Consider the following 26,999-nt stretch of genomic DNA (forward strand, 5'->3'; position numbering starts at 1 on the left):
GGTCAGTCGCCTTCGATCCCGAAGAAGCGGCGCAGCGCCTGCGTGCCCTCGTAGGTCACCGGCTCCCCGGGCCGCACGTAGGTGTCGGGCGTGACGACGACGCGCTGCTCCTCCATCCCGACCGTCCCCTCCCGGGTGTGCTGCACCCCGCGGACCCGGCCGTTGTCCACGTAACCGGTCTTCCGGCTGACCGCCGCCGAGGCGTGATTGCTTACGACGTACGCGGACTCGCACGTGAGCGCGTCCAGCTCATCGAATGCGAAGCCGACTGCCATTTGGCGCATGAGCGTCCCGAGACCCCTGCCTTGGTGTGCTCGGCCGAACCACGATCCCGTGGTGACCCAGCGGGTGAGGGGGAAGTCCTGGGCCATCACGTCCTGCACGCCGACGAGCTCGCCGTCACAGCGGACGGTCAGCGCCAGGTTCCAGCGATCCGGCGCGAACGTTGACCGTTGCGTCCACCACCAGGACAGTGACGTCGCCGGGAAACCGTCTGGTGTCCCGGGGGCGTACGGTTCCTCGTGCCACGCGCGCGGGAAAGGCATGGGGAGGCCGGAGACCGAGATGCCGTTCTGGACGAGTTCTACGAGCTCCGGGAAGTCCTCGTCCCGGAGCACACGCAGTTCCACGTTCCTGCAGGTGATGCGCAGCCCGTAGGGCGGGAAGATCTCCTCCAACGTGAGCATGTCAGGAAGCGTCCTCAGGGTAGCTGAGCAATGTGGGCTAAGGCCTCTCGGATTCGGAAAGCAAATCGGGGACACCCAGCTTTGAGGAGCGCCTGGTCCAACTGCAGGTGGTTGGACTTGCCACTCCAATACTTTATTTGATTGCGCGCAATGGGAGCTACGCAGGCCGGATTCGAATCAGTAACCAGCAAAAAGAAATCGTCTGGATGGATGACCTCATACGGTTCTGTCTCGGGTGTTGTCGTGATGTCATTGGGATCGTTGCATGTGAGGATGATGTCTGCGCCTCCGAAAACGGCCCCCGCGTGGACGTGGTAATCGTGGCGATCCGTACCGGTGAAATCGAGATCGGACGGGAAGCCCTGCAGGACCTCATCCATGTTCTTGCGTATCAGCTGCGCCCGCTGGGCGGTTCTATGTCCCGGAGCTGTAGGGCATTTCTTACGCATGTTCGCGATGACCTCCGCGAAGACGTCCTCCGTGCTGTGGACCTGGAACATCGCGGGGTTTTCAAGGCGCAACAAGAAGAGCCAATCCATCAGGGTCTTGCTGAAGAGGACGTTGGCATCGACGAAAACTCTTTGCGTCATGGTCCCAATCTAATGACATCACGGGGGGCACCCCGGTTGAAAACAGGGGTGCCCCCCGTGTCGCTCACGAACGCATGATCTCAGTCCTCGAAAAGCTCGAAATTGTCTGCCGCGTCGAGTGCCCGCAGTTTCTCGAAGGCGTCGCGACGTTCCGTTTCCCGCTGTTCCCGCAATCGGAGGACATCGGAACGACGGAAGCGCGTATGTGATCCGACCTTGAAGGATTCGATCAGCCCCTCGCGGGTCCAACGGAGAAGGGTGGGGCGAGAGACCCCCAGGATGTCCGCGGCCACCGTACTTGTCAGCTCGTCGGGCATTTGAGCAATGCTGACCGAACCGTGCTCGGCAATGGCCGTGAGTGCATGGAGGAGTGTCCTCTGGACCTCGTCCGGGAGTTCCACCTCCCCGCCGTTTGCATCGCGCAGAACCAAGGTTGAACCCTGACGCGCGGGGGCCTGCGCCGCGCGCACGGTCTGGGCCGAGATCGTGATCCGCTCAGTCATGGTGGTCATTGGCGTCTCCCTTCGCGCCGTGCTCGTAAGTATTTAGTTATACCGTAACACTCATTCACATATAAGTGAAATAACCTGCGGGTTCAGCGCTCCAGATCCAGCAGCTTGAGCGCCTCCTCACGCATCTCCACCTTGCGGACCTTGCCCGTGACGGTCATGGGCAACTCCTCCACCACGTGCACATAGCGCGGGATCTTGTGGTGGGAGATCTTCCCCTGCGAGAACTGCGCGATGGATTCCGTCGTGATGGGGGCCGCGCCCTGACGCGCCCGGATCCACACCATGAGCTCCTCCCCGTACTTCTTGCTCGGTACACCGATCACCTGGGCGTCCACGATGTCCGGGTGGGTGTAGAGGAACTCCTCGACCTCGCGCGGGTAGATGTTCTCCCCGCCCCGGATCACCATCTCCTTGATGCGGCCGGTGATCTGCGCGTACCCGTCCTGATCCATGACGGCGATGTCCCCGGTGTGCAACCAGCCGTCGGAGTCGACGGTCTCGCGGGTCTTCTCCTCCTGACCCCAGTAGCCCTTCACGACCGAGTAGCCGCGGGGGTGGAACTCCCCGGCCGTGCCGCGCGGCACGGTCTCACCTGTGGAGGGATCCACGGTCCTGACCTTCACGGGCGGGTGCACCCGGCCCACGGTCTCCACGCAGCGGTCCAACGAGTCGTCCGCGCGCGTTTGGAAGCTCACCGGCGAGGTCTCCGTCATGCCGTAGCAGATCGCGACCTCGCTCATGTGCATCTTGTCGATCACCTTGCGCATGACCTCCATGGGGCACGGGGAACCGGCCATCACGCCGCTGCACGGCGAGGACAGGTCGTAGTCCCCGAAGTCCGGCAGCTCGAGCTCGGCGATGAACATGGTGGGCACCCCGTACAGGCTTGTGGCCTTCTCCTGAGAGACGGCGCGAAGCGCGGCCCGCGGGTCGAGCCCCGGCCCCGACAGGATGATCGCGCTGCCGTGGGACGTGGCCGCGAGGTTGCCGATCACCATCCCGAAGCAGTGATACAGCGGCGGCACCACCACGATGCGGTCCTTCTCCGTGCAGTGCCGCCGAGAGAACGTTCTCGGCGGCGCTGCGGTGTCGCGTCTCAGGCGAGCCGACGCGTGACGTCCGCCAGGTGGACGTGGTCGCGCTGGTTGTGCGGCAGGGCCGAGAGCAGCTGGCCCATGGCGCAGGTGTTGCTCACGGCGGCGAAGACCAGCCCCGCGCCGACGGCGCCGGAGAACCATGTGGCACGCGGCGCCACGGTGCTCGTCAGAAGCCCTGCGAGTACCAGGGACCCGGCGGTCAGTCGGACCTGGCGTTCCAGATCCCAGCACCGGTGCGCACCGTGCGTCCGGCGTCGCGCCATGCGTCGATCCCGCCGGTCAGGACGGTTGCGCTCGTCATACCCGCCGAGGCCAACAGCTCCGCGGCGCGCGTTGAGCGGGCTCCGGAGCGGCAGATCACCACGGTGTCGCGGGGTAGTAGCTGCCCGATCTGCCGGGTGTGCTTCTCGGTGAGAGCCAGGGGGGCGTTGACGGAGCCCGGAATGTGACTGATGCCGAACTCCACGGGGGCCCTGACGTCCAGGAACAGCGGTGCACCCTCATGGGGGTCCTGGAGTTCGGAGGCGGAAACGGTGGCGGGTGAGGACATGGTGTTCTCCTTCTCGAGTGGTTCTCGGACGGGACGGTGCCCGGCTCGGGTGCGGGGTGTCACAGGGTCAGCCCAGGAGCCGGGGCACGCTTTGCAGGGCGGTGTAACACTCCGTGAGCACCAGCAGGCCGGCGAAGTCCAACGACAGCAGGCGCGTGTTGATCCGGTGGCCCACGCGGGCGCCGAGTGCTGGGCCCACCACGGCGGCGCCCGCGAACGGCCCCACGGCCTCCCACTCCAGGTGGGGTAGGACGCTCGTGTGCAGCGACAGGGTCACGAGACTGTTGACGAGGGCGGTGAGGATGAGCGGTAGCCATGAGCGCGGGTCGGATCATACGAGACGGTTCTCGGGGCCGTCGTGGTTCGAGGACGGGCGGGACGAGCGTCGCCGCGTGTTCTTCACGATCATGGCCGCGGCCACGACCACGAGCAGCGCGGAGAACAGCGTGAGCAGCACGGCGTCGTCCATCAGGCCGGACACGTTGGCAGCGAGCACCGCACCCCCTGTGCCCAGGGCGCCGAAGACCACGCCGATCCCAGGGCGGACGTGGCGGCGCCGGAGATGCGAGACCAGGCCCGAAATCGCACCCGAGATCACGACCACCAGGGAACCCACCGTTGCGTGGGTCGGGGGGAGTCCCAGGGCGAAGGTGAGCAGCGGCACGGTCATGATGGCCCCGCCGCCGCCCAGCGCGCCCATGACGAGCCCCACCAGCAGCCCTGCGATGACGACGATGAGCGCGATCACTCCTGCGGGATGATGACGGTCCTGGGGTGCGCGCCGAAGCAAGCCGCACTCGCTGTAGCACATACTCCCGGGGGTAATTTTGGAGCGAGGGAGAACCGTGTGCGGATCACGCGGTGGGGTGCAGGGGAGGGGGATTCCGTGTGGCCCTCACCGGCCCGTCCCGCATGAAAAGTGAACGTCTAGATTGTGGACAATCTAAATACCGCGACCTACCATCGATTGCGGTCGTACCACCCGGCGTTCAGGGCCGGGGCTCACCGGCCACGGAAAGGACGAGGAATCATCATGAAGGCTATGTACACCGCGGAAGCGCTTGCCCAGGGCGCGGGCCGCAACGGCAGCGTCGCCACCAAGGACGGGTCGCTGCAGTTCGACCTGGCCGTGCCGAAGGAGATGGGGGGATCCGGGAACGGCGCCAATCCCGAGCAGCTTTTCGCCGCCGGGTACGCGGCCTGCTTCCACTCCGCCTTGCAGATGGTCGCCCGCCAGCAGAAGGTCTCGCTCGGTGATTCCGCCGTGGGGGCCCGCGTGCAGATCGGCGACAACGGCGCAGGCGGGTTCACCCTGGCCGTGCAGTTGGAAGTGATCATCCCCGAACTCGAGCACGACGCGGCCCAGGAACTCGCGGACGCCGCGCACCAGGTCTGCCCCTATTCCAACGCCACGCGCGGCAACATCGAGGTCACCGTGACCGTCGTGGAGGATTGACGAGCGCGTCGCACCGCGCCCGATGAGAGCGCACGGCACGTCCCCGGCGTTCTGCGGCCCACTGAGGCCCTGACGGGGCCGTGCCGTGACGCACGGGCGGGGGCCACGAGCCCCACGGCGCCGAGGGGGATGTCACGTCCCCTCGGCGCGACGTCGCCGTCAGACGTTCTCGGGGACGCGCACCTCGGTGCGCAGTGTCGCGGAGCGGCGGTCGGCGAGTTCGCGGCGCACGACCCAGACCACCGCGACGATCCACAGCAGGGCGAGCGCGCCGAGGATCGCGTAGTACGCGGCGTCGCCGGGGAGGCGCGCCTGCACGGCGTCCAGGCGCAACAGGGTACGCGTGTTCGTGAAGATGATGAGTCCGCCGGCGCCGACGGCGAGGATGCGCGGGGCGAGCCAACGCACGAGCCACGCGGCGATCGGCGCGGCCACCACACCGCCGATCAGCAGAGCCAGGACCATGCCGAAGTCGACGCCCTGGCTGCCGAGTGCCATCAGGAACCCGATGGAGGCACCCAGACTGACCACGAACTCGGACGTGTCGATGGATCCGATGACCTTGCGCGGGGCGATCTTGCCGGAGGCCAGCAGGGTGGGGGTGCCCACGGGGCCCCAGCCACCGCCGCCGATCGCGTCCATGAAGCCCGCGACCGTGGCCAGGGGGATCAGGAAGAATCCGCGCACCTTGCCCGTGAAGTTCGGGCGCCGCCCGCCGAGCCGCAAGAACCTCCACACCACGTAGCAGCCCAGCAGCAACAGGATCACGGACATCACCGGTGCGGCAGCCTCCCCGGAGAGGGTCAGCAGGTGGGCGCCCGCGAATGCGGCGATCCCGCCGGGAACCGCCATGAAGCCCACGACGCGCCAATCGATGTTGCCGAAGCGCCAGTGCGAGAGCCCGGAGGCCAGGGTGGTGCCCACCTCCGCGAGGTGCACTGTCGCGGACACCGAGGCGGGGGTCAGACCCACGGCCAACAGCAGGGTGGATGAGGTCACGCCGTAGGCCATACCGAGCGAACCGTCCACGAGTTGCGCCCCGAAACCCACCAGGGCGAGCAAGATCAATGTACGCACGGTGCGACTCCTGTGCAGTGGAAGGGGTGAGATGACTCAGCCTAGGAACCGGGCGGGCGCTCACCCAAGGAATGTTGCGCCGTGCGTCACAACGTGTAGTGCGGTGACATCCGCTTGACATCGGCCGGGGGACGTCTTCTCTTGTCAATCGTCAGTACGCTGACGAGGATGGGAGGGTCAGCGATTCCGCCGACCGAGACGTCCGACGAAAGGACAGCACGTGGCAGAGAAGAATCCCGCCAACGCGGGCGAGGAATCCATCAAGATGAGCCCCCAGGAAGAGAGTGCGGCCCTAGGTCGGGAGACCCAGGCGGACGCCGAACCTGCCGACGAGGGCGTGGGCGCCATGACGGACAACAAGGGCGACGAGCCCGCCACCGAGAACTGACCTGAACCACTACGTGATCGGCCCGTGGCACATGCCACGGGCCGATCGCGTATTCAGGTCTCTGATGTCCGGCTCAGTCCTCCTCGCGGGGGTTGCCGATGTTGTACCGCGGCGGGCGGGTGCGGAAGTTCGCGAGCTTATGCGAACCGTCGCAGAACGGCGCGATCGACGACATGTTGCACCGGCACAGCGCGACGACGCGCCGCGGCGGCTTCTGCGGCTCGGCCCCCGGTTCCGGGGCGATCAGCACGTCACCGCGCACCAAGAGCGGTCCGTCCGGGCACGGGGTGATCACCACGGGATCCTCGGCGTCGTGCGCCACCGAGAGGCCGGGGCTCCCGTCGTCCGGGGTGCGTGGATCCTGCTCGCTCACAGGGCCACCCGCTCGGCGACCGGGGCCTCGGAACCCACGGTCTGCAGTCCCGGCATGTTCCCCCGCAGGGAGGTCCGCCCGTCCGACCAGCACTCGAGCATGTGATCACCCATGAGCCCGTCCACGTACAGGCACGCGGCCGCGCCGAACAGGACGTCCTCGAGCAGCTCGGGCTCGTCCTGGGCGAGCGCCCCGGCGAGGTCACGCGCGGCGATCTGTTCGTGAACGGCGTCGGCCTCCACGTGCTCGTCGTAGTACCAGGTGATGTCCGCGTCGTAACCGAGCTTGCGGAACGCCCGACCGTAGTACTTGTTGGGGATCGAGGACGTCATCTCGAACGCCGCGAGGTGACCCGCGATGGCCCCGCGCAACCGGCGGTGCAGTCCGAACAGGCTCATGAGGTTCATGGACGCGAGCGTGGGGGCGGGCACGAGGTCCAGGTAGTGGTCCAGGGTGTCGTCCAGGCCGAGACCTCGCATGGTCTGCGCGAAGATCGTGGCGTGCACGCGCTCGGGACGGCCCCCGCCGTACTCGTCCGACTGGATCTCCACGAGCGCCGCCTTCGCGCGGCCCCGCAACCGGGCGATGCCCCACGAGTGGGGGTCCGCCTCGCGCAGCGTGTAGATGGAGCGGTGGACCAGGAACTCGCTCAGGATTTCCTCGCTCGGGTGCCGGGCGAGCCACGTGGCCAGGGTGGGCTTGGCGTCCCCGCCGGTCATCGCGAACATCGTGTCCACGAGCTGCGCGGAGTCGCCGGGCAGGGGATCGGGGAGGGGCACGCGACGGCGCAGCTCGGCCTCGAAACCGGCCTCGAGCACTGTGCGCACGCGCAGCAGCTCGGGATCCCACTCGCGGTCCGCGGTCACGAATTCCGCGGGCCCGTAGTGCAACAGGTAGAGCAGGAACAGGGACAGCTGCAGGTCCTCGTCCGCGAGGACGTCCTGCGACGCGTTAACCGCGGTGGCCGTCGCTTCGGACAGCGCCGCGTACCCGCTCGCCGGGGTCTCCTCCGGGCCGGTCAGGATCTCCAGGAGGGCCGTGCTCACGGGTCCGCGAGCGGTCGGGGCCACGGTTCGGGTGGGGACGGTCGTCATGATGGTGTTCTCCGCTCGGGAAGGTGGGTGCTCGGCGCGGGTGGGGTGTCTCTGAAGACGGGGATTGCCCGCGGACCGCGGTGGAGCGGTCCGCGGGCAATCGGCGGAAATAGTACGACTACTTCCTATTCATTAGGCCAACATACCCGTGGTCGGGAAACGTTCCCAGACCCGGTGGCTGCCGAGCAGTTCCACCACGGTGCTCAGCACGTCCTTGGCGGAGTCCGCGCTCACGACGCCAGGCGTCTGGGCGATCTGCAGGGCGTCCAGCACGTCCGTGCCGGGGCCGAACGCGGCGATCGCCTTGGCGTGGCGCCACATCTCGTTGAGCAGCAGGCTCACGCGGGGGTCGATGTCACCCGGGCTGGGTGCACCTGCCTTCGCGTCCAGGCCACCGGCCACGGGGTTCACAGGAGCGCCGGCGGTGGCGACCACCACGGCGTCGAACTCGATGGACCGTGCCGTGAGCAGGGTGCGGTGCGCCACGATGCCCGGGGCCACCTCACCGCCCTGGGGTGCGATGACGAGCGGGACCATGTCCGCGCCGTCGATCTCGGAGACGAGCGTGGCGAGCTGGTCGGCGTCCGTGTCCGGACCCACGAGAATGCCCACCTGGCGGCCTTCGACGGGCCACGTCTCGCCCACCTGGGTGAGGGCCGGGGAGGCCTGGACGTCCTGGGCGGGAGCCTCGGTGGGCTCCTGCTCGGGCAGCCCCAGCGCCTGGGCCACGGTCTTGCCCAGCGCGGGGTCGATCGCGAACAGGTGGCGCAGCTGACGGGTGCGGATGTTCTCGTCCCAGCACTTGCCGAGCTCGAACGCGTAGGCCTGCGCGGTGTGCTCGCGCTCCACCTCGCTCAGCGAGAGCCAGAACAGGCGTGGCTGGCTGAAGTGGTCCTCAAAGGACTGGGGCCGCACGCGCTCCTTGACGGACGCGGGGACCGGGGCCGGGTAGTCGATGAACGCGTGCTCGTCCTCGGGAGTCTCCGCCGGGTTGCCGCCGTCCAGCGAGTTGGGCCGGTACGGGGCCACACCCGAGTGCACCGCACTCTGGTGGAAACCGTCACGCAGCATGTCGTTGACCGCCGCGTGCGGGCGGTTGATGGGCAGCTGGTTCCAGTTGGGCCCGCCCAGGCGGGTGATCTGGGTGTCCAGGTAGGAGAACAGACGCCCCTGCAGCAAGGGGTCGTTGGTCACGTCGATGCCCGGGACCAGGTTGTTGGGGTTGAACGCCACCTGCTCCGTCTCCGCGAAGTAGTTGGAGGGGTTGCGGTCCAGGGTCATCAGACCCACGGGCTCCACGGGGACGAGTTCCTCCGGGACGATCTTGGTGGGGTCCAGCAAGTCGATGCCCTGGAACATTTGGTCCTCGGTGTCCTCGAACACCTGGACGCCCAGTTCCCATTGCGGGTACGCGCCGGCCTCGATGGCGTCCGCGAGGTCCCGGCGGTGGAAGTCCGGGTCCGCACCGTTGATCAGCTGGGCCTCTTCCCACGCCACGGAGTGCACGCCCAGGCGCGGCTTCCAGTGGAACTTGACCAGCACGGTGGAGCCGTCCTCGGCCACCAGACGGAACGTGTGGACGCCGAAGCCCTCCATCATGCGGAACGAGCGCGGGATGCCGCGGTCGGACATGTTCCAGATGGTGTGGTGCTGGGCCTCGGTGTGCAGGGACACGAAGTCCCAGAACGTGTCGTGGGCGGACTGGGCCTGGGGGATCTCGCGATCCGGGTGGGGCTTACCGGCGTGGATGACGTCCGGGAACTTGATGGCGTCCTGGATGAAGAACACCGGCATGTTGTTGCCCACGAGGTCCCAGGTGCCCTCGTCCGTGTAGAACTTGACGGCGAAACCGCGGGTGTCACGGGCCAGGTCGCCCGAACCGCGGGAGCCCAGCACGGTGGAGAACCGCACGAACACCGGGGTTTCCTTGTCCTTGGCAAACAGGCCCGCGCGGCTGAGCTTGGTGGCCGAGCCGTAGCCGCGGAACGTGCCGTGGGCACCCGCGCCGCGGGCGTGCACCACGCGCTCCGGGATGCGCTCGTGGTCGAAGTGGGAGATCTTCTCCCGGAAGTGGTGGTCCTGCAGCAGCACGGGACCGCGGGCCCCGGCCTTGAGGGACTGGTCGGAGTTCGTCAGGCGCGCGCCGTGCGCGGTGGTGAGGTACTCACCCTGCTGGGCCATCGCGGACATCGGGGCATCGGTGGGCGCACCCGTGGGCGTGACCCGCTCGGGGGCACCCTGATCGGGCTTGGGCGGAAGCGGCTGACGGGGAGCGGTGGGCTCCTCGATGGTCGGCTCACCGGTCCCGGGAACTCCCGGGACCTGGGGGGCGTTGTTATCGCGTGCGGACATGACGATCCTCCTACGAAGCTGACGCACGCCGCGGTCATGGAGTGCGACGTGGTTCTCCCATACTGTCAGCACCCTTGGGGGTGGGCATACACCTGTAGGGAGGCAGTCGCTGTCCTGCGGGGTTGTGAACCCGTCAGGGGCTGCGCCCGCGGGCCGCGCGGCGTCGTCGTGAGACAGTGATCCCATGACGTGGACACCGGTGACATTGCGCGGGCGGTTGGTCCGCCTGGAACCCCTCAGCCGCGAGCACCTGGACGGGCTGATCGAGGCCACCGAGGACGGGCGCATGTGGGAGCGCTGGTACACGAGCGTGGCGGACCCGGACGGTATGGCCACGGCCGTGGAAAAGTGGCTCACGTGGCAGGACGAGGGATTCATGCTGCCCTTCGTGACCGTGCGGCAGGCCGACGACGCCGTGCTCGGGATGACCACGTTCTACGACCCGCAGTGGGGTGTGCCGCGCGTGAGCGTGGGCCACACGTGGAACCGGGCATCCACCCACCGGACGGGGACGAATGCGGAGTCCAAGCTGCTGCTCATGACCCACGCGTTCGAGGAGCTCGGGTGCCGGTGCGTGCGTTATGAGACGAGCTGGGCCAATCAGCAGTCCCGGGCAGCGATCGAGCGCCTCGGTGCTCGGCTGGACGGTGTGCTGCGCGCGGACCGGTTGGAGCGCAACGGCGCGCTGCGGGACACCGTGGTGTACTCGGTGCTCGAGCACGAGTGGCCCTCGGTAAAGGCGGGACTCGAGGCGCGGGTCGCGCGACGCTGAGGGAGAGGCTCACTAAAAACGTTTGTTTGCTATTGCGAATCACTGTGGGCGTTCCTACGCTGGGTCCATGGGACGCAAACTCTTCTCGGAGATCTCCCCACTGACCTACCGCATTGCGGTGGAGCGTCAGAGATGGCAGCGGCGCGCGAAGGACCTCGGCAGACGCGGGGCGTTCGCCACCGAGCGTTCGGCCGAGAACCTGCCCGTGAAGGTCTACCGTCACAACTCACTCATCCGGCGCACGCTCGGCAACACCGAGCTGGACCTGCAGGAGGGCAAGGCACGCTCGCTGGAACTGTCCGCGCCGCTCGTGGACGGGATCGTGATCCGCCCGGGGCAGACGTTCTCCTTCTGGCGGCTCGTGGGCAATCCCACGCGTTCCCGCGGCTACCTGCCGGGTGTGGTGATCAACGGTGACCACGCGGACGTGGGGATCGGCGGGGGCATGTGCCAGTTCACCAACCTGCTGCACTGGATGGCGCTGCACTCGCCACTGACCGTGGTGGAGCACCACCACCACAGCGGATTGGACCTGTTCCCCGACTTCAAACGCCAGATCCCGTTCGGGACCGGGACGTCCATCATCTACAACTTCCTGGACTACCGGCTGCGCAACGACACCGGGCAGAGCTACCAGCTCCGCGTGTACGTGGACGACGAGTACCTGCGCGGTCAGCTGCTCTCGGACGACACCTGGCCGGAGAAGTTCCACATCCGCGAGGACGAGGCGTACTTCTACCGAGTCACGGATCCCGCGACGGGTGAGGAGCAGGTGCGCCGGCACAACGTGGTGCGGCGGGAGACCCGGTCCAAGCGCACGGGCGGCACCTATCGGGACTCCCCGTCCAGCCTGCCCGCCCGCACGGTGATGGGCCAGACGACGTCGCGCGACCGGGACGGTTCGCCCCACGCCTCGGTGAGGTCGGCGGCGTAATGGCGCAGAACGTCGTCGTGCCCGGACTCCGCGGCGTTGCGCACCGCAGACCACGTGCCCAGGTAGCCCAGGAAGGCATCGAGCGGCCAGGATCGCCGGATGGACAGCGCGGCCACCGGGACCTGCGGGAAGGGGAAGTCGATGTCCCGGTACCCGGTCTCCACGAGGCGGCGCTCGGGCGGCCAGAACGGACCGATCTCGCGCCAGTAGAACCGCTCGAAACGTTCCCGCAGGCCCGGCTCCACCTCCACCACGCCGTAGCTGATGAGTGCGAGGACGGCGCCGGGGGCCGCGATGCGGCGTGCCTGCGTGTAGAAAGCCGGCAGGTCGAACCAGTGTGCGGCCTGGGCCGCGGTCACGAGATCGGCGCGGCCGTCGGCCACGGGCAGGTCCTCCGCCGTCCCGCGCGCGTAGTCGACGCCGCGTACGGGGGCGGCATGAGCGAGTTGATCCTCACCGGGGTCCACGCCGATCACGTGCGTGAAGTGTTCGGCCAGCAAGCCCGTGAGCTGGCCTGTCCCACAGCCCACGTCCACCGCGGTGCCCCGCCGCGGGGCGATCCGTGCCAGTTCCGCGCCCAGCTCCGCGGGGTAATCGGGGCGGTGCGCGGCGTAGTTCCCTCCGCCCTGCTCGAACCAGTTCCGGGTCATGTGGCGGCCCTCTCATGGGATGGCGGGGTCGGGTGTACCGGTCGTTCCCACAAGGTCACACGGCTGCGCACCTCGTCGTTCTCGTACGGCGCGGTCTCGCCCGTGGGCTCGTACCCCAGAGCCTTCCAGAAGCCGACGGCGCTCGCCGCGTTGGTCTCCACGATCCCCAGGCGCAGGGTGGTTACCTCGGGCCAGCCGCTCACGAGGTTCGTGACGGCATCATGCATCGCCCGCCCCAGGCCCTCTCCCTGGTGGTCCTGCCGCACGAGAAGCAGACCGATGTGGGCGTGATGCTCCTCGGGGAAATTGCGGATGACGTCGGCCATGGCTGCCAGAGCAGGCCCGCGGAACAGCCCGACGTCGTACTTCTGTTCGCGTGCGAGGCCGGGCGGGAGCGCGGAAAGGATCTCGGCGGCGTCGCCGGGGAGGGGCGCGTGTCCACTGATCCGGCGGGTGTAATCGGGGGTCGCCTCGAGCAGCGCTTGTAGCGCCGGCGCGTCCTCCGGTCTCAGTCCACGCAGTTCTGCCGGTTCGGCGACGGCGCTCACCCGAGTTCCGGGGTCCGCGCAGGGGAGGTGACCGCAGCGGCGTCGGGCACCCGGACGGTGCTGGTCAGGGCGGTGAGGCTGGGCCGGCGCGGGGTGGAGCTGAAACCGAAGTCCGGGGCCGGGGTCATGTCCGTGAGGCGGCCCAGGTCCTGGTCGTCCCAGGTGGCGCGGGAGTGGGTGATGGTGTGGAGGTCGTAGGCGGCGTACCACTCGGTGCGGTCGTTGCCGGCCGTACCCAGGGTGCGCACGCCGGGCATCACGCGGTGGGCCACCTGATCGGTGAGCCGGGCGAAGGTCAGCGAGGTGCTGATCGGTCGGGGGACCGTCTGCAGCAGGTACCCCAGGGGCGCTCGCGGCCCCACGCTGAAGTGCCATGTAAGCGGCCCCGCGGTGACCGTCCACCGGGAGGCGCGGGAGAAGCCCGTGCGCTGCACGTTCACGGGGACGCGGGTGACGGTGTCGAAGGTGTAGGTGTCGGACACGAAATGCGCGACCCAGTCGTTGGGCGCCAGCAGTTCACGGCGTCCGTCCGGGTGGGCGACCATGACGTCCGCGAACGGGCCCTGCGGCGTGTGGGACCAGCACCCCAGCACTAGCCGCGTGCCGGAGGACGTGCCGACCCCGGCGATGTGGCCGGTGAAGCGGTGACGGATGGAGGAGGTCATGGGGCCAGGGTAGGGGAGGAAGGGGTGGTGGGGGAGAAGGTGGCATACGGGCCGGGTACGTCCCTGCTGCGTGGCAAACCCGGGGGCGACGTCGCACCCCCGAGCGCTGAGGCCACCGTGGGTCCCGGGGTGCCGACGTCGTGCGAACCCTGGCGGCGTCGGCGTACCGGGACCCGTGTGGACGCCCCACCGACCCGCCGGTACCCGCGGCTCACTTCACCGACCCCGGCTCGTCCCGCGGGACGGCGTGTGTCGCGGCGGCCATGAGTACGGCGGTACCCGCCGCCGCCACAAAGACCCATCCGGAGGCGTGGATCACGGTGGCGGGATCGCCCTCACCGCCACCGGCACGGATGAGGTTGGTGGCGATGGCGCCGTAGATCGCCACCCCCACGGCTGAGCCGGTGGAGCGGGCGAACATGTTGAGACCCGTCACCGACCCGCGCTGGTTCCACTCCACCGAGGACTGGGCCATGATCAGCGACGGCGCCGCGGTGTAACCGAGCCCCAGCCCGATGATAAACGCGCACACAGCCATACCGATCACGCTCGGCCACGGCGACAGCGCGGCGGTCAGGGCCGCTCCCACGGTCGCGATCGCACCGCCCAGAAACATGGTGCGCCGGAAGCCCCACCGCATGTAGATCCGCCCCGCCGTGGACGCAGCCACGGGCCAGCCGATGCTCACGGCGGCCACGGCCGCTCCCGCCGCGATCGGTGTGGCCCCGGCCGTGCGCTCCAAATAGGTGGGAACGTAGCTCGTCATCCCCACCAGCAGCGCGCCGATCCCCAGGGAGACCAGGGTGGTGCTTGCGACCACGCGGCGTCGTACCAGCGCGAGGTCGATGATTGGTTCGCTCGCGCGACGCTCGACGGCCACGAAGATCGCCAGCCCCATGACGCCGACGACGCCGCACACCAGGGTGGGCACCGAAAGCCACTCCCACGCGTTGCCGCCCTCCAGCGCGCCGAGGATGAGGGCGGACAGGGCGATCGCGAGCACCGCGGCACCGGTGAAGTCCACCCGGTGCTCCTCGCGCTCGATCTTCTCGTGATAGCTGCGCAGCAACAGCCACCCCGCCACGAGGGCCACCGGGATGTTGACGAAGAAGACCCACTGCCAACTCAAGAACTGGGACAGCAGCCCACCCAATGTGGGCCCCACGACCGAAGAGACCGCCCACACCCCGGCCACGTACCCCTGCACGGCGGCGCGCTCGGCCACGGTGTAGATGTCCCCCACGATCGTCATGCCCATGGGCGCCACGGCTCCCGCACCCAATCCCTGGATCACCCGGAAGACGATGAGCGACGGCATGCTCCACGCGCATCCCGCGAGCACGGAGGAGACCAGGAACAGCCCCACACCGGTGAGGATCACGGGTTTGCGCCCGTACATGTCCGAGAGCTTGGAGAAGATCGGCACACTCACCGCCTGCGCCAACATGTAGCTCGAGAACAGCCACGGGAACTGGGCGAAGTTACCCAGGGAACCCACGATGCTCGGCACCGCGGTCGCCAGGATCGTGGCGTCCAGGGCCACCAGAGCCGTGGAGAGCATTACGGCCAGCAGGACGGGACCACGCTGCGAGCGCAGCCCCACCGAGGCGCGATCCACGCCGGAGGTGTTCACGCGCCCCGCCGCGCCACGACCATCCGGTCCCGCGAGTGGCCGGACCCGGCACCGCGTTCCAGGTGTCGCTCGCGGATCTCGTTCGTCTCGATCTGCCATCCCTGCCCGGTCAGATACGTCACCACGTCCTCGGGCATCACGTAGTCGGCGGGGTCGAAACCGTGAGGTGTCTCATCCAGCTCGTGATGCACGAACACCAGCCGCCCGCCCGGTGTCACGGCGTCCGCGAACGCGCGCACCGCTGCGTCGTCGCCCCGCTTGGGCACCGCGGGGTATTGGGCGGACACCAGGTCGAACGGGCCGAGGGGGCGCTCGCCGAACCCTTCAACGAGCCACGTGATCTCGACCCCCGCGGCTTCTGCCGCGGCCCGAGCGCGGTCGACGGCGACGCGTGAGACGTCCAGCCCCGTCACCGTCCAGCCACGTCGGGCCAGCCACACGGCGTCGGCGCCCTCACCGCAACCCACGTCCAGCGCCGTGCCGGGAGCGAGGTCCGACGTGAGCGCCATCAGGGCGCCGTTGGGCTCCCCGCTCCAGATGTGCGTAGCGCCGTAGCGCTCGTCCCAGCCGGCAGCGGTCTCGGGCGTGCGGTGGGGAGCGTGTTCGTGGGTCATGCGTCCCAGAATTCCACTGCGGCCCGGTACCGCGCCACGTCGTCCGCGCTGGGCGTGACCGGCCCGGTACCGCGCCGCGACCGCGAAGGGCAACTGGTGTCTCCATCTAATTGTGGACAACTAAAATGTGAACAACTATGATTAAGCCCGGTCGCCCGAGCACTGCACCCCGGCCCCCGCCTTGGTCCAGCACACGGCCGGTGACCGCGCGTCCGGATCGAACGCCCCGCTCCCCAGCGGGGCTCCATACTGTTCGCCGACGCCGCAAGCGTGCGGTGAGTCCCGGCACTTGGGGGGTCGGGACTCACCGCACGCGACCGTTCACGGCCCGCCGGGGACGACGACGCTCAGTGCGGTTCCCTGTGGAAGCCCACGCAGGCAGCCCCCAGCACCCCCATGACGATGTCCCCCAGCGTGTCCAGGGGTGGGATGTGGATGTCCGGTGTCGCGAACAGGAACCCCAACAGTTCCATGACCTCCCACACCACAGCGATCACGAAGCCGGCCACCGCGCACCACGTGAACCGCATCGCGGGACGATCGCGCACCCGGCCCCGCACCCGGGGGTGGTGGGTCAGAACGCGATTCCATACCATCCACACCAGGGCGTACAGCGTCACGAAGTGGATGAGGATGTCCCACCACCAGATCCTGCTGTAGAGCTGTTCGGCCGCGCTCATGGCGGCGGTGAGCATGATGAGCGAGCACACGGCCCGCGCGTACTGGGTGCGGAACCACAGAAACGCGATCACCTGTCCGAGTCCCGCGAGCAGTAGGACGGCCATGTCCACCCGGCGCCCGTCCAATGCGTAGTAACCCGCCCCGATGATCGCCGTGAAGCACATGGCCGATGCGACCACGCCGCCCACGCTGTGCGTCTGCTCGGACGTCATCGGCTGCCCCCACGACCCAGGGGGCCGGAGAGAACGCGTTGCCGGATACGCACCCACGGTCGTTCACTGCGCCAGTTGAGGAACACGGTGGCCATGGCCATGCGCAGCTGCCGGCGGATCCGAGCGGGGGAGACCAAGGCCCGCCAGGACACGATCGCGACATTGCCCGGGTCCATGATCACGCGCTGATCGCGACGGACGCGGAAGCTGAGGTCGAAATCGTCGTGCACCCGTGGATCCCGGTGCACCTCTTCCCGGACATGCTGCCACCACGCCCGGGTGAAGGCCATGTTGGACCCCCATAAGGCCCAGTGGCCCAGCGCCGTGCCGGCCACCAGGCGGTAGGCCGTGATGTATGCCGCCCCCAGGATGCGTCCGGCCAACTCGTACCGCGGCCCGAACCGCGCGATCCCGGACACCGCCACGGTGGCCTTCCCCTGCGGATCCCGCAGGGCCCGTGACAGCACCGCGGTGTGTCGCTCGACCCAGCCGGGGGAGGGGAGGCTGTCCGCGTCACAGCGCAGGATGAGGTCCCCGCGGGCGGCGTCGTAGCCCGCGGCCGCGGAGACGGCCACTCCGGGGACGGGTTCCCACACCCGGTGTACTTCGGGGTGGCGGTCCAGGACTGTCGAGAGATCATCGGTGGAACCGTTGTCCACCACGACGATCTCGTCCGGGGTGCGGGTCTGCTCACGCAGGGCCCGGAGGCAGCGCTCCAGGTAGGAAGAGTCGTTACGAACGGGGATGACCACGCTGCAGGTCATGCGTTGCTCGGTGTTCTCCCGTTCCACCCGTCCAGTCTGTCATGCCGCGGAGCGTGCCTCTCGCCGCAGCAGATCACGCTTGATCGCCTCGCCCCACGCGAACCCACCCATGGAACCGTCCGAACGCAGCACCCGGTGGCACGGGACGAACAGCGCCACGGGATTGCGGGCGCACACCGACGCCGCCGCCCGAACGGCCCGGGGATTGCCGAGCTCCCGCGCGAACTCGGTGTAGGTCAGGGGGGACCCGGGGCGGATGCGGCGCAGCGCGGCCCACCCGGCCTGCTGGCCCTCGGTGCCGTGCAGGTCCACGGGCACGGTCATGACGGAGTCGAGATTGCCGTCGTAGAACGCGCGGACCGCCTCCAGTGCGGGCACGTCACCGGATTGCGCTTCCTCCGGACGGAAGGCCGGGCGGATCCGCGCGAGCAGCTGCTCGGTCGAGCGTGTCCATCCGGAGGCCACGACGGTTCCGTCCTCCCGGGCCACTGCCGTGAAGGAACCATCAGGGGTGTCAATGCTCTCAACGACATAGGTCATGACTGCACACTTTCCGAGAAGGATGCGGGAGGGGTCAGCGGGCCCCACAGATGGGTGGTGGCGTAACTGCGCCATGGGGCAGCGGCCCCTGCCCAGTCCACGAGTGCGGGTTTGGTGTCCGGGAGCCCGAGCCGTCGGGCACCGGCGCGCATGGCCCCGTCGTCGATCAGGAACACGTCCGGGTCCCCGGTGACCCGCATGCGCACGTGGTCCGCGGTCCATGGCCCCACCCCGGGGAGGGTGAGGAGCGCGGCGCGTTGCTGAGTGGCGTCGTCGCCGGGGGACAACTGCAAATCACCCGAGGCGAGCGCGCGGGCAGCACCCAGGACCGCCTGGACCCGCGCGGCCGGCCCGCCCAGGAACTGGACGCCGTGCTCGGCGATGGCCGCTGCGGTCGGGAACATGTACCGGATGCCCGTGGCGAAGGAGGGCGCGGGCTCTCCCATGTCCCGCGCGCGGGCACCCAACACGGTGCGGGCCGCGGCCAGGGAGATCTGCTGACCGATGAGCGTGCGGATCAACGTCTCGTGCGGGTCCGCGGAACCGGCGACCCGCAGCCCTGGGGCGGCCTCGACCAGCGGGCGCAACACCGGGACGCGGGACAGCGCGGCGGCCACTGCCTCCGGATCGGCGTCCAGGTCGAAGAGCCGACGCACCCGGGCGATCAGCACGGGCAGGTCCGCGAGATCCGTGACCCGCGCGCGCAACCGCAACCGCCCCGCGCGCTCGTACACGCGCAGCCAGGCCGGGCCGCCGGGCAGGCTCAGCGCGCGGGTGTAGGAGGCGGGGGTCCCGACCTCCACGCCGTCCACCGCATGGACCGCGAACCACACGAACAGCCCGCGCACGTTCAGGGGCTCGCGATAGCTCAACGCGAGGTCCACCTCGCCCGGCTCACTCGCCGCGCCGTGTCCCGAGGGTCCGGTGCTCGTGCTGCGCGCCCGCAATTGCTGCGGGGTCATGTCGTACACCTCGCGGATCACCTCGTTGCACTGTCGGATGCTCGAGAATCCCGCGGCGAACGCGGTCTCCGCGACCGGCAGGTCCGTCTGCGTCAGTAGGGCGCGCGCCGTCTGGGCCCTGTGGGCGCGGGCGAGCGCGAGCGGTCCGGCGCCGAGTTCCTCGGTCAGCACGCGGGTGAGGTGGCGCGTGGAATATCCCACGCGCCGCGCGAGTCCCAGCACGCCCTCGCGGTCCACGACCCCCTCGGTGATGAGCCGCATGGCGCGCCCCACCACGTCCCCGCGCAGATCCCACTCCGGGGACCCCGGCACGGCTTCCGGGACACAGCGTTTGCAGGCGCGGTACCCGGCGGCGTGGGCGGCCGCGCTCGTGCGGTAGAAGCGCACGTTCTCGCGGTGGGGCGTGCGCGCGGGGCAGCTCGGGCGGCAGTAGATCCCGGTGGTGCGCACCGCGGTCACGAACTGCCCGTCGAAGCGCCCGTCCCGGGACTCGACAGCCCGGTAGCGCTCGTCGAACGAGGAGTCTTGAGGGGGCATGCGTCCCACGGTCCCACGCCCGGGCGCCGGGCGCTAGCGGATTTCGGACACGGCGGTGGCCCGAACCGGTTACTTCACGCGCTCCCACTCGGCGACCGGCCCGGGAACCGGGACGAACAACGGGTGGTGGGGAGCAGCGTCGGGATCGATGCCGTCCAGTGCGGATCGCGCCCACTCGGGGTCGCGGTCGAGGACCTTGCGCAGCAGGAACTCGAACTCGTAGCGCAGCTGACCGGTGGTCACGGTGAGCGTGATGGGCTGTGTGCTCGCCTCCCGGGCCAGGCGGGTGCGGTCGAAGTTGTAGCCGCGGCGGTCGGCCTCGTCGGCGACGCCGTGCAGGTACGTGGCCACGGACAGGACCGGATCGCTCGTGGCGCGGAAGCGCTGCAGCTGGGGGTGGCGCGTGTAGCCCTTGGTCTGACCGAGCAGGACCTTCTGGACGAGCAGACCCTCCCGCCAGCACGCCACCAGAGCACGACGGTCCAGCAGGGACGGGTGAACTGACCACAGACGCATGGCCCCATTCAATCGCGCACCGCCCCGATAGCTCCAAGCGGACCCCAAGATTCCTCCCGTAGCATGGCGGACACACCCCTGACGACCACGTGCGGAGAACACCTTCATGTCCCTGCCTGCCATCCTGGCCGCCACATCAGCCGACGAGAGTGCTCAGCTCTCCGGTATCGCGGGGTGGGTGGTGGACGTCATGGAAGCCATCGGCGCTCCCGGCGCCGGACTGCTCGTGGCCCTGGAGAACCTGTTCCCGCCGCTGCCGTCCGAGGTGATCCTCCCGCTCGCCGGTTTCACGGCCAGCCAGGGCAATTTCAGCCTGGGCGGGGCCATCTTCTGGACCACGCTGGGGTCGGTCGTGGGCGCGATCGCGCTGTACTGGATCGGCGCCGCACTGGGACGACGCCGCCTGCGCGTGATCGTGGACAAGATGCCGCTCGTGGATCTGCATGACCTGGATCGCACCGAGGAGTGGTTCGACCGCCACGGCAAGGCCGCCGTGTTCTTCGGGAGGATGATCCCCATCTTCAGATCCCTGATCTCCGTTCCCGCGGGGATCGAGCGGATGTCGTTCGGGCTGTTCGTGGTGCTCAGCGCGGCCGGGTCCCTGATCTGGAACACCATTTTCGTGCTCGCCGGGTACTTCCTGGGGGAGAACTGGCACATCGCGGAACAGTACGCCGGGGTGTTCTCACGCATCGTGGTGATCGCGGTCCTGCTGTTCCTGGTGTGGTGGGTCGTCAAGCGGATCCGGCGCAATCGTCGTTCGGCTCACGAGGGATGAATCACGGGGCACCTCGAGGGGTCGCGAACTGGGATACAGTTGCCCCCTAAGATGCCCACAATTCTCGATAATTAATGCACTAACAAGGCTCTGACCAGTACGATCGCACGTGTGGCCCGACCCCGAAAATTTGACGAGACCACTCGCAAAGCACTGATCAAGAACACCGCCGAACAGATCCTGGCCGGCGGTGTCGAGTCCGTTTCCCTCCGGCCACTGGCCGCCAAGCACGGCTGCTCCACCACCGCGATCTACACCATGTTCGGCAGCAGGGACGCCCTGATCGATGCCGTGCGGGAGGAAGCGATCGTGAGCTACCTCCGCGCGCACGAGATGGCCGTGCGCACCGGCGAACCCGTGGCGGACATGCGCGCACTCGCCCGCTCCGGCAGACGCTGGGCCCTGGAGTTCCCGGCGCTGTACAACGTGATCCTGGGCAAGGCGGGGGACTGCATCGGCGCCCGCAGGGACGGTTCCACCGGGGGACCCAGCCGCGCGGAATTCGCGAACACGGCCATGCAACCCATGTACCGACTGGTCCGCGGGGCCATCGACAAGGGAATCTTCCATGACCTCCCCGTGGAGGTCATCGGTGCCACACTCTGGGTGGGCGTCCATGGATGGATCGCCATCGAGATGAGCCGTCCGGTCCTCCCCGACACGGACGCCGACGCCGCGTTCGACCGTCACGTGCTCGCCCTCCTGAGAGCCTGGTGCGCGCGCACGCCCCTGGGTGAGTGATCCCGGACCCTCACCGTTCCGGGGCCGGTGGGATACTGGCCGCATGAGCACCCTCGAACCCTTCTCGTTCCGTATCGCCGACCGTCTGCGCGGGGTGGATTCCTCCCCCGTGCGCGACCTGTTGGAGGTGGTGTCCAAGGAGGGTGTGATCTCGTTCGCCGGTGGTGTCCCGGATCCCGCGTACTTCGAGATTGATGACGTCAAGGCCGCCTACGAGTGGGTATTCGCGAACCACCCCGCACGCGCGCTGCAGTACGCCTCGAGCGAGGGTGAGCTGGAACTTCGCGAGCAAGCGGCGCGTCGGGTCAGCAGGCACCTGCCCACCACCGCGGACCAGATCCAGGTGACCACGGGCTCCCAGGAGGGGTTGTTCGTGGTGGCCCAGGCACTGGTCAACCCGGGGGACGTGATCCTCGTGGAACGGCCCACCTACCTGGCGGCTGTGCAGGCCTTCGATCTCAACGGCGCGCACATGGTGGGCGTCCCCACGGACGAGCACGGCGTGGTGCCGGAGGAGCTCGAGCGGCTCATCGCCGAGCACGGCCCCACCTTCGTCTACCTGATCCCGTCCTTCCAGAACCCGTCCGGGATCTGCATGCCCGTGGAACGACGCCGCGCCGTCGCGGACGTCCTGCTGCGCACCGGCACCGCGCTCGTGGAGGACGACCCGTACGGCGAGTTGTGTTACACGGGCGAGCCCATGGCCCCCATCGCATCCCTTCCGGGGATGTCCGCGCAGACGATCCTGCTGAACTCGGTGTCCAAGATCATCGCTCCGGGGGTGCGGATCGGGTGGATGCGCTCCGAGGGGCCCATCCAGTTCACGCTCACTGTGGCCAAGCAGGCGATCGGGCTGCAGTCGCCCGTGCCGGACCAGTTGGCCGTGGCGCGGTATCTTGCAACCGCCGACGTCGAGGCGCACCTCGAGCGCGTACGTCCCGTCTACGCCGAGCGGGCGCGGGCCATGTACGCGGAACTCGAGGCCGTCCTCCCGCGGGACGCTCACATCACTCGCCCGGACGGAGGCATGTTCCTGTGGGTCCGCCTGGGGCACGGGATCGACACCGCCCGATTGCTACCGTTCGCGGTGGAGGAAGGCGTGGCCTTCGTCCCGGGTGCCTCCTTCTATGCGCACGACCCGGACGAGTCCACCATGCGGTTGTCCTTCGTGACCCATGCCCCGGACGTGATCCACGAGGGCGTGCAGCGGCTGGGCCGCGCGCTGGCCCGCTACGGGGAGCTGTAGACCTCGACCCCATGGAACACCGCGGCGGATCCGCACGGGCGCCGTCGCGCCGGCCCTCCCCTTGACCCGACCCTCCCGTTCCCGCGACCGAAAGGATCCCTCATGAGTGTGAAACCCCTTCCCGTGCCCCCGCTGGAGGAGACGCTGCAGCGGATGCTGAGCGCCGTCGAACCCCTCGTGGACGGCGCGGCGCTCGAGCGGACCCGGCGTGGTGCGGAAGCGTTCCGGACCAGGGAGGGCCCGCGGTTACAAGCGGCACTCGAGGAGTTCGCCCGTGCGGAGGACGCCGAGGGGCGCAGTTGGTTGTCCCGGGAGTGGCTGGACGGATATCTGACCGTGCGCACACCCCTGCCGCTGACCACCAACGTGGGATTCCAGATCACGGGGGACTTCGGCGCCCCGGGGCTGGGCCGGGCGGCCGAACTCGTCTACCGGGCGGCGTGGGTGCATCTACGGCAGGTGCGCGGGGAGACCCCGCAGGAGGTGGACCCCCGCGGTAACGACGTGAGTATGTCCCAGTGGGAATGTCTCACGGGCGGGGTGCGGCATCCTCGCGCGGAACGGGACGAGATCCGCAGATCGGAGCGAGCGGCGTCGTCGGGGTCGGCCGAGGCAGCGGAGGAGATCGGCGTGATCCACGGCGGCCGGCTGTACGCGCTGACGATCAGCACCCAGGACCGGCAACCGCTGCCGCTGCGCACGGTGGCTGCGGGGCTGAGCGCGGTCGTGGAGCGGGACGAACCGCGGGAGACCGAGCTGCCGTTCGGGGCGCTGTCCTACCTGGGCAGTGAGACGGCCGCGCCCCTGTTGGAGAAGTTGACTTCGAACGAGCACAACGCGGAGATCTACGACCGGATCAGCCGCATGGTGTTCCTGGTCAATGTCGTGGGGGCACGGGCCGAGGTCGTGGAGCACCTGGAGCGCTGCGCGTTCGAGGTGGGGCAAGCGTGGGCCTACAAACCGATCACGTACGAGGTGTGCCTCGAGGATCCGTGGCTGGCCATGCACGTGGAACACAGCACCGTGGACGGGGCCACGATCCTGGCCGTCGCGGGAGCCATGCAGGACGTGACGATCCCGGACGAGGCCGCGCTGCCGGACGCCCCGCAACCCGCCGCGATTACGTGGGAGCTCGAGCCGCAGTTGCGTGACGAACTCGTGGCGCGGGTCGCCCAATACCGCACGGAGGCCGCGCTGCTGGGCGTGCACCGGGTGTTCGTGCCGCGGCTGCACCGCGCCGAACTCCCGTTCAAGATCAGCGACGACGCCGCTCAGCAATTCATCATGTTGCTCGCCCAGCTCGCGACGTACGGGACGGCGCGCGGTGTATATGAAGCGGTGGACATGCGTGAGTTCCAGGCGGGGCGCACCGAGTGCCTCCGCCCCGTGACCCCGCAGGCCACCGCGTTCGCCCGCGCCCTGCTCGCCGGTGAGGCGACCGAGGAGCTGTTCACGGAGGCCCTGGACGCACATCGTGGCTGGGTTAAGGCCTGCAAGAACGCCCGCGGTGTGGATCGCCACCTGTTGGGACTCGCCATGATGGCCCGGAAGACGGGGGAGCTGTCCGAGTTCTTCGACTCCCCGGGGATCGCGGCCATGCGCCACGACTTCCTGTCCACCACGTCCATCGGCGGTCCGGACCCGATCGTGCGCTACGCGTTCGCGCCCACCACACCCGAGGGCTTCGGTGTCACGTACACGACCCATACGGACGGCTACGAGTTCTGCGTGAACTACCGCCGGGACTCGAGTGAGGACCTGGAGGCCTTCGCGCACAATCTGACCGTGAGCGCGGAAACGTTCTGGGGATTCGTGAAGGGGCTGGCGGGGTGACGACGCCCGCGGAGCCGCCCACCGTTCGCACCACGTGCGCCATCGTCGGCGGCGGTCCGGCCGGCCTGGTGCTGGGTCTCCTACTGGCGCGTGCGGGTGTGGCGGTCACGGTGTTGGAGAAGCACGCGGACTTCCTCCGCGACTTCCGCGGGGACACCGTGCATCCCACCACTCTGGCCCTGCTCGACGATCTCGGTCTCGTCGATCGTTTCGAGGCCATTCCGCATTCCAGGGTCACCCACGTGGACCTCCCGGACCCCGAGGGCCGCCCGGTGCGCATGGTGGACTTCACCCGGTTGCCGGTGCGCCACCCCTACATCGCCATGGTCCCACAGTGGGATCTTCTGAACCTGCTCGCGGACGCGGCCGCCGCCGAATCCACGTTCTCGCTGCGCGCGGAGCACGAGGTCACCGGGGTGACGTGGGAGAAGGGGCGGGTGAGCGGCGTCGTCGTCGAATCGCCGGAAGGTACCGGACAGGTCGCGGCTGATCTCACGATCGCGTGCGACGGCCGCTGGTCCGTGATCCGCCGCGCCGTAGGGTTTCCGGCGCGGGAACGCGCCGTGGGCTTCGACGTCTGGTGGTACCGCCTGCCCACCGATCGCCGCGTGGGGGAGTCGCTGCTGCCGCGCTCGAACCGGGGGCGGGTGGCCATCGGCATCCCGCGCGACGGCTACATCCAGGTCGCGCAGCTGGGCCCCAAGGGTGCCGACGACGCCGTGCGCGCCCGCGGTCTCGACGCCTTCCGGGCCGACGCCGCGCAGCTCTTCCCGGAGGCGGCCACCGGGGTGACCGGGATCGGGTCCACGGCGGACGTGAAGCACCTCGACGTGCGCCTGGACCGGCTGCGCCGCTGGCACGCCCCGGGGGTCCTGTGCATCGGGGACGCTGCACACGCGATGTCGCCGGTGGGCGGCGTCGGGATCAATCTGGCGGTGCAGGACGCGGTGGCTGCGGCCCGCATTCTGGCTCCGCTGCTGCGTTCTGGCGGTGCATCCGGGCGGGCGGAGGCGCGTGGGTTGGCGCGGATCCAGCGACGCCGCATGGTGCCCACGGTGGTCATCCAGGGCATGCAGCGAATCCTGCACGCGGCACTGATCATGCCGGCGATCCGGGGCAGGGACCTGCGGCCGCCGTCGTGGATCGTGAAGGTCGTGCGGCGGGTCCCGTGGCTCAGTGCGCTCCCGGCGTTGGCGGTGGGCGTAGGACCACGGCCGGAGCGGGCGCCGCGCTGGGCGCGACGCCCTTCCTGATCACCCACCCACGGCCGGGGCTTCCGGGACCTGCTCATCGGCACGGAACGAATGGATCCAGTCCAGGTCCCGGTCTAAGGCGTCCGGCGAGGCCAGGCGAATGTTGCGTTCCCGGGCGCGAGCGCCGTCGGGCAGGTGGAGCATTTCACCCACGGTGACGGACGCGTCCACGATCTTGCGGGTACGGAAACGACGACGCCGCTCGTACTCGGCACGCGCATGGTCCCAGTCGGTCGTGCTGGAGAGTAGGTCGGATAGGACGATCGCGTCCTCGATGGACTGGTTCGCAGCCTGGCCGTGGTGGGGGGACGGCGGCGCTGACCTCCTGCAGGACAGCGGTCTGTTCGTAGATCCGGACGTCCAACCCCTTGCGCTGCAGATCGATGGCAAGGGTCAGACCGCCGATTCCCGCGCCGATGATGGCGATGCGCTGGGACATGTGAGCTCCTCCCGGGGCGACTGATCTTGAAACTACCCGGGGAAGGGGGCGGGCTGGTCCGGGGCGGGTGAGGTTACGGAGGGGGTAGGGGAATGCCCTCTGCATTCCTCGATCATCGGTGCTGGGGGCGCGAGGACGAAATCGTATATTTATTCCCGATTCATCCTCTTCGCCCGCGTGTATCCGGGAAAATTTAAGGAAATCGCCGCTTCACCTGGGTGATGCAGTACGCGCCGGTGTTCCGGCGGCCCCGGCCAGGAGAATCAAGCTCTCGGACTCGCCTCCGATTATTCCCGAATATAAAGAGAGCACACTGTTGCCCGCGAGAGGCGGCGAAGTCATAACGGGGGGCCCGTTAGGCGAGTTAAGACCATATTTCCAAGGGTGCGAAATCAATGCGCCACCTTATCGAATATCCATGCTGTTATTCCCGGCCCGCCACGGCATATATTCCTTACCGGCCGGTCGCTGGAGACACACAATTAAGGTAGGGTGCTTATTAAGCC

Annotated in this window: 32 protein-coding genes and 1 pseudogene; 9 read left to right on the forward strand and 24 right to left on the reverse strand. The window is 68.7% G+C overall.

The window, feature by feature from the left end; translation table 11 throughout:
* Nucleotides 1-2 precede the first annotated feature (2 nt).
* The 8 genes and pseudogenes from RF646_RS05615 to RF646_RS05650 form a co-directional block, all read right to left on the reverse strand.
* Nucleotides 3-686, reverse strand: coding sequence for a GNAT family N-acetyltransferase (locus RF646_RS05615; protein WP_144997669.1), 684 nt, complete (start codon nucleotides 684-686; stop codon nucleotides 3-5).
* 14 nt (nucleotides 687-700) lie between these two features.
* Entirely contained in the window at nucleotides 701-1,276 is a 576-nt protein-coding gene (locus tag RF646_RS05620; RefSeq protein WP_239321538.1) for a PIN domain-containing protein, read from the reverse strand.
* A gap of 80 nt (nucleotides 1,277-1,356) precedes the next feature.
* Nucleotides 1,357-1,788, reverse strand: coding sequence for a helix-turn-helix domain-containing protein (locus RF646_RS05625; protein WP_035965677.1), 432 nt, complete (start codon nucleotides 1,786-1,788; stop codon nucleotides 1,357-1,359).
* Between the two features lie 83 nt (nucleotides 1,789-1,871).
* Nucleotides 1,872-2,837: pseudogene (locus RF646_RS05630) on the reverse strand (AMP-binding protein); the annotation flags it as partial.
* Between the two features lie 47 nt (nucleotides 2,838-2,884).
* Nucleotides 2,885-3,148, reverse strand: a complete 264-nt coding sequence (locus tag RF646_RS05635; RefSeq protein WP_239321949.1) for a DUF2892 domain-containing protein — start codon at nucleotides 3,146-3,148, stop codon at nucleotides 2,885-2,887.
* A complete protein-coding gene (locus tag RF646_RS05640) occupies nucleotides 3,085-3,435 on the reverse strand; it encodes a rhodanese-like domain-containing protein (RefSeq protein ID WP_239321951.1) in 351 nt (116 codons plus the stop codon). The genes RF646_RS05635 and RF646_RS05640 overlap by 64 nt, the downstream gene beginning before the upstream one ends.
* Nucleotides 3,436-3,502: 67 nt before the next feature.
* Entirely contained in the window at nucleotides 3,503-3,712 is a 210-nt protein-coding gene (locus RF646_RS05645) for a hypothetical protein (protein ID WP_035965675.1), read from the reverse strand.
* Nucleotides 3,713-3,766: 54 nt separating this feature from the next.
* On the reverse strand, nucleotides 3,767-4,183 hold the full coding sequence (locus RF646_RS05650; RefSeq protein ID WP_052161002.1) for a sulfite exporter TauE/SafE family protein: 417 nt from the start codon (nucleotides 4,181-4,183) through the stop codon (nucleotides 3,767-3,769).
* 285 nt (nucleotides 4,184-4,468) lie between these two features.
* Here RF646_RS05650 and RF646_RS05655 point away from each other — a divergent pair, with 285 nt between their 5' ends.
* Nucleotides 4,469-4,891: an organic hydroperoxide resistance protein gene (locus RF646_RS05655; protein ID WP_035965673.1), complete on the forward strand. Its 423-nt coding sequence runs from the start codon at nucleotides 4,469-4,471 to the stop codon at nucleotides 4,889-4,891.
* A 159-nt stretch (nucleotides 4,892-5,050) separates the two neighbouring features.
* Here the strand turns inward: RF646_RS05655 and RF646_RS05660 are convergent, their stop codons facing one another.
* Nucleotides 5,051-5,968, reverse strand: coding sequence for a sulfite exporter TauE/SafE family protein (locus tag RF646_RS05660; protein ID WP_162230341.1), 918 nt, complete (start codon nucleotides 5,966-5,968; stop codon nucleotides 5,051-5,053).
* A gap of 220 nt (nucleotides 5,969-6,188) precedes the next feature.
* Here RF646_RS05660 and RF646_RS05665 point away from each other — a divergent pair, with 220 nt between their 5' ends.
* On the forward strand, nucleotides 6,189-6,356 hold the full coding sequence (locus tag RF646_RS05665; protein WP_165489832.1) for a hypothetical protein: 168 nt from the start codon (nucleotides 6,189-6,191) through the stop codon (nucleotides 6,354-6,356).
* A 73-nt stretch (nucleotides 6,357-6,429) separates the two neighbouring features.
* On the opposite strand, the gene RF646_RS05670 is transcribed toward RF646_RS05665, so the two are convergent.
* From RF646_RS05670 to RF646_RS05680, 3 genes are all read right to left on the reverse strand, one after another.
* Entirely contained in the window at nucleotides 6,430-6,729 is a 300-nt protein-coding gene (locus RF646_RS05670; protein WP_368835427.1) for a CDGSH iron-sulfur domain-containing protein, read from the reverse strand.
* Complete coding sequence (locus RF646_RS05675; protein ID WP_368835428.1) at nucleotides 6,726-7,823, reverse strand: iron-containing redox enzyme family protein; 1,098 nt, start codon at nucleotides 7,821-7,823, stop codon at nucleotides 6,726-6,728. Before RF646_RS05675 ends, RF646_RS05670 begins: the two co-directional genes overlap by 4 nt.
* Before the next feature lie 132 nt (nucleotides 7,824-7,955).
* Nucleotides 7,956-10,175 carry a catalase gene (locus RF646_RS05680; RefSeq protein ID WP_368835429.1) on the reverse strand — a complete coding sequence of 740 codons (2,220 nt, stop codon included), beginning with the start codon at nucleotides 10,173-10,175 and terminating at the stop codon, nucleotides 7,956-7,958.
* A 184-nt stretch (nucleotides 10,176-10,359) separates the two neighbouring features.
* Here RF646_RS05680 and RF646_RS05685 point away from each other — a divergent pair, with 184 nt between their 5' ends.
* Together RF646_RS05685 and RF646_RS05690 are read left to right on the forward strand one after the other, a co-directional pair.
* The gene (locus RF646_RS05685; RefSeq protein ID WP_368835430.1) at nucleotides 10,360-10,947 is read left to right on the forward strand and encodes a GNAT family N-acetyltransferase; all 588 of its coding nucleotides are present in this window, start codon (nucleotides 10,360-10,362) and stop codon (nucleotides 10,945-10,947) included.
* 67 nt (nucleotides 10,948-11,014) lie between these two features.
* A complete protein-coding gene (locus RF646_RS05690; RefSeq protein ID WP_368835431.1) occupies nucleotides 11,015-11,881 on the forward strand; it encodes a VanW family protein in 867 nt (288 codons plus the stop codon).
* Here RF646_RS05690 and RF646_RS05695 read toward each other — a convergent pair.
* From RF646_RS05695 to RF646_RS05740, 10 genes are all read right to left on the reverse strand, one after another.
* Nucleotides 11,776-12,531 carry a class I SAM-dependent methyltransferase gene (locus RF646_RS05695; protein ID WP_064845431.1) on the reverse strand — a complete coding sequence of 252 codons (756 nt, stop codon included), beginning with the start codon at nucleotides 12,529-12,531 and terminating at the stop codon, nucleotides 11,776-11,778. The genes RF646_RS05690 and RF646_RS05695 overlap by 106 nt on opposite strands.
* Nucleotides 12,528-13,079, reverse strand: coding sequence for a GNAT family N-acetyltransferase (locus tag RF646_RS05700; protein WP_368835432.1), 552 nt, complete (start codon nucleotides 13,077-13,079; stop codon nucleotides 12,528-12,530). Before RF646_RS05700 ends, RF646_RS05695 begins: the two co-directional genes overlap by 4 nt.
* Nucleotides 13,076-13,744, reverse strand: a complete 669-nt coding sequence (locus RF646_RS05705; protein ID WP_144997690.1) for a hypothetical protein — start codon at nucleotides 13,742-13,744, stop codon at nucleotides 13,076-13,078. The genes RF646_RS05700 and RF646_RS05705 overlap by 4 nt, the downstream gene beginning before the upstream one ends.
* Nucleotides 13,745-13,955: 211 nt before the next feature.
* A complete protein-coding gene (locus RF646_RS05710; protein WP_368835433.1) occupies nucleotides 13,956-15,377 on the reverse strand; it encodes an MFS transporter in 1,422 nt (473 codons plus the stop codon).
* Nucleotides 15,374-15,991, reverse strand: coding sequence for a methyltransferase domain-containing protein (locus RF646_RS05715; protein WP_368814641.1), 618 nt, complete (start codon nucleotides 15,989-15,991; stop codon nucleotides 15,374-15,376). Before RF646_RS05715 ends, RF646_RS05710 begins: the two co-directional genes overlap by 4 nt.
* 347 nt (nucleotides 15,992-16,338) lie before the next feature.
* Nucleotides 16,339-16,884, reverse strand: a complete 546-nt coding sequence (locus tag RF646_RS05720) for a hypothetical protein (protein WP_311254154.1) — start codon at nucleotides 16,882-16,884, stop codon at nucleotides 16,339-16,341.
* A complete protein-coding gene (locus RF646_RS05725) occupies nucleotides 16,881-17,675 on the reverse strand; it encodes a glycosyltransferase family A protein (RefSeq protein ID WP_368835434.1) in 795 nt (264 codons plus the stop codon). Before RF646_RS05725 ends, RF646_RS05720 begins: the two co-directional genes overlap by 4 nt.
* A 12-nt stretch (nucleotides 17,676-17,687) precedes the next feature.
* Nucleotides 17,688-18,188 carry a methylated-DNA--[protein]-cysteine S-methyltransferase gene (locus RF646_RS05730; protein WP_064845422.1) on the reverse strand — a complete coding sequence of 167 codons (501 nt, stop codon included), beginning with the start codon at nucleotides 18,186-18,188 and terminating at the stop codon, nucleotides 17,688-17,690.
* Nucleotides 18,185-19,687, reverse strand: a complete 1,503-nt coding sequence (locus tag RF646_RS05735) for a DNA-3-methyladenine glycosylase 2 family protein (RefSeq protein ID WP_368835435.1) — start codon at nucleotides 19,685-19,687, stop codon at nucleotides 18,185-18,187. Before RF646_RS05735 ends, RF646_RS05730 begins: the two co-directional genes overlap by 4 nt.
* A gap of 69 nt (nucleotides 19,688-19,756) precedes the next feature.
* Nucleotides 19,757-20,203, reverse strand: a complete 447-nt coding sequence (locus RF646_RS05740; RefSeq protein WP_368835436.1) for a pyrimidine dimer DNA glycosylase/endonuclease V — start codon at nucleotides 20,201-20,203, stop codon at nucleotides 19,757-19,759.
* A gap of 106 nt (nucleotides 20,204-20,309) precedes the next feature.
* Here RF646_RS05740 and RF646_RS05745 point away from each other — a divergent pair, with 106 nt between their 5' ends.
* From RF646_RS05745 to RF646_RS05765, 5 genes are all read left to right on the forward strand, one after another.
* Nucleotides 20,310-20,981, forward strand: a complete 672-nt coding sequence (locus RF646_RS05745; protein ID WP_035965656.1) for a DedA family protein — start codon at nucleotides 20,310-20,312, stop codon at nucleotides 20,979-20,981.
* 111 nt (nucleotides 20,982-21,092) lie between these two features.
* Nucleotides 21,093-21,722, forward strand: a complete 630-nt coding sequence (locus tag RF646_RS05750) for a TetR/AcrR family transcriptional regulator (protein ID WP_368835437.1) — start codon at nucleotides 21,093-21,095, stop codon at nucleotides 21,720-21,722.
* A 43-nt stretch (nucleotides 21,723-21,765) separates the two neighbouring features.
* Complete coding sequence (locus tag RF646_RS05755; RefSeq protein WP_368835438.1) at nucleotides 21,766-22,968, forward strand: PLP-dependent aminotransferase family protein; 1,203 nt, start codon at nucleotides 21,766-21,768, stop codon at nucleotides 22,966-22,968.
* Nucleotides 22,969-23,070: 102 nt separating this feature from the next.
* Nucleotides 23,071-24,801 (forward strand): choline/carnitine O-acyltransferase, encoded by a 1,731-nt coding sequence (locus RF646_RS05760; RefSeq protein WP_368835439.1) that lies wholly within the window; start codon nucleotides 23,071-23,073, stop codon nucleotides 24,799-24,801.
* The gene (locus tag RF646_RS05765; RefSeq protein ID WP_368835440.1) at nucleotides 24,798-26,054 is read left to right on the forward strand and encodes an FAD-dependent oxidoreductase; all 1,257 of its coding nucleotides are present in this window, start codon (nucleotides 24,798-24,800) and stop codon (nucleotides 26,052-26,054) included. Before RF646_RS05760 ends, RF646_RS05765 begins: the two co-directional genes overlap by 4 nt.
* Here RF646_RS05765 and RF646_RS05770 read toward each other — a convergent pair whose 3' ends face one another.
* Both RF646_RS05770 and RF646_RS05775 read right to left on the reverse strand, forming a co-directional pair.
* Complete coding sequence (locus RF646_RS05770) at nucleotides 26,055-26,225, reverse strand: hypothetical protein (RefSeq protein WP_368835513.1); 171 nt, start codon at nucleotides 26,223-26,225, stop codon at nucleotides 26,055-26,057. It abuts the gene before it with no gap.
* Nucleotides 26,200-26,598: an NAD(P)-binding protein gene (locus RF646_RS05775; RefSeq protein WP_368835441.1), complete on the reverse strand. Its 399-nt coding sequence runs from the start codon at nucleotides 26,596-26,598 to the stop codon at nucleotides 26,200-26,202. Before RF646_RS05775 ends, RF646_RS05770 begins: the two co-directional genes overlap by 26 nt.
* Nucleotides 26,599-26,999: the final 401 nt, after the last annotated feature.

The organism is Kocuria sp. CPCC 205261, assembly GCF_040981025.1.
GTDB classification, from domain to species: Bacteria; Actinomycetota; Actinomycetes; order Actinomycetales; family Micrococcaceae; genus Kocuria; species Kocuria marina.

Bases quoted from the DNA above. Each gene is read 5' to 3' on its own strand.
- RF646_RS05615 (WP_144997669.1), bottom strand. From the start codon at position 686: ATGCTCACGTTGGAGGAGATCTTCCCGCCCTACGGGCTGCGCATCACC.
- RF646_RS05620 (WP_239321538.1), bottom strand. From the start codon at position 1,276: ATGACGCAAAGAGTTTTCGTCGATGCCAACGTCCTCTTCAGCAAGACC.
- RF646_RS05625 (WP_035965677.1), bottom strand. From the start codon at position 1,788: ATGACCACCATGACTGAGCGGATCACGATCTCGGCCCAGACCGTGCGC.
- RF646_RS05635 (WP_239321949.1), bottom strand. From the start codon at position 3,148: ATGGCGCGACGCCGGACGCACGGTGCGCACCGGTGCTGGGATCTGGAA.
- RF646_RS05640 (WP_239321951.1), bottom strand. From the start codon at position 3,435: ATGTCCTCACCCGCCACCGTTTCCGCCTCCGAACTCCAGGACCCCCAT.
- RF646_RS05655 (WP_035965673.1), top strand. From the start codon at position 4,469: ATGAAGGCTATGTACACCGCGGAAGCGCTTGCCCAGGGCGCGGGCCGC.
- RF646_RS05675 (WP_368835428.1), bottom strand. From the start codon at position 7,823: ATGACGACCGTCCCCACCCGAACCGTGGCCCCGACCGCTCGCGGACCC.
- RF646_RS05680 (WP_368835429.1), bottom strand. From the start codon at position 10,175: ATGTCCGCACGCGATAACAACGCCCCCCAGGTCCCGGGAGTTCCCGGG.
- RF646_RS05685 (WP_368835430.1), top strand. From the start codon at position 10,360: ATGACGTGGACACCGGTGACATTGCGCGGGCGGTTGGTCCGCCTGGAA.
- RF646_RS05690 (WP_368835431.1), top strand. From the start codon at position 11,015: ATGGGACGCAAACTCTTCTCGGAGATCTCCCCACTGACCTACCGCATT.
- RF646_RS05695 (WP_064845431.1), bottom strand. From the start codon at position 12,531: ATGACCCGGAACTGGTTCGAGCAGGGCGGAGGGAACTACGCCGCGCAC.
- RF646_RS05705 (WP_144997690.1), bottom strand. From the start codon at position 13,744: ATGACCTCCTCCATCCGTCACCGCTTCACCGGCCACATCGCCGGGGTC.
- RF646_RS05715 (WP_368814641.1), bottom strand. From the start codon at position 15,991: ATGACCCACGAACACGCTCCCCACCGCACGCCCGAGACCGCTGCCGGC.
- RF646_RS05720 (WP_311254154.1), bottom strand. From the start codon at position 16,884: ATGACGTCCGAGCAGACGCACAGCGTGGGCGGCGTGGTCGCATCGGCC.
- RF646_RS05730 (WP_064845422.1), bottom strand. From the start codon at position 18,188: ATGACCTATGTCGTTGAGAGCATTGACACCCCTGATGGTTCCTTCACG.
- RF646_RS05735 (WP_368835435.1), bottom strand. From the start codon at position 19,687: ATGCCCCCTCAAGACTCCTCGTTCGACGAGCGCTACCGGGCTGTCGAG.
- RF646_RS05740 (WP_368835436.1), bottom strand. From the start codon at position 20,203: ATGCGTCTGTGGTCAGTTCACCCGTCCCTGCTGGACCGTCGTGCTCTG.
- RF646_RS05745 (WP_035965656.1), top strand. From the start codon at position 20,310: ATGTCCCTGCCTGCCATCCTGGCCGCCACATCAGCCGACGAGAGTGCT.
- RF646_RS05755 (WP_368835438.1), top strand. From the start codon at position 21,766: ATGAGCACCCTCGAACCCTTCTCGTTCCGTATCGCCGACCGTCTGCGC.
- RF646_RS05760 (WP_368835439.1), top strand. From the start codon at position 23,071: ATGAGTGTGAAACCCCTTCCCGTGCCCCCGCTGGAGGAGACGCTGCAG.
- RF646_RS05775 (WP_368835441.1), bottom strand. From the start codon at position 26,598: ATGCAGAGGGCATTCCCCTACCCCCTCCGTAACCTCACCCGCCCCGGA.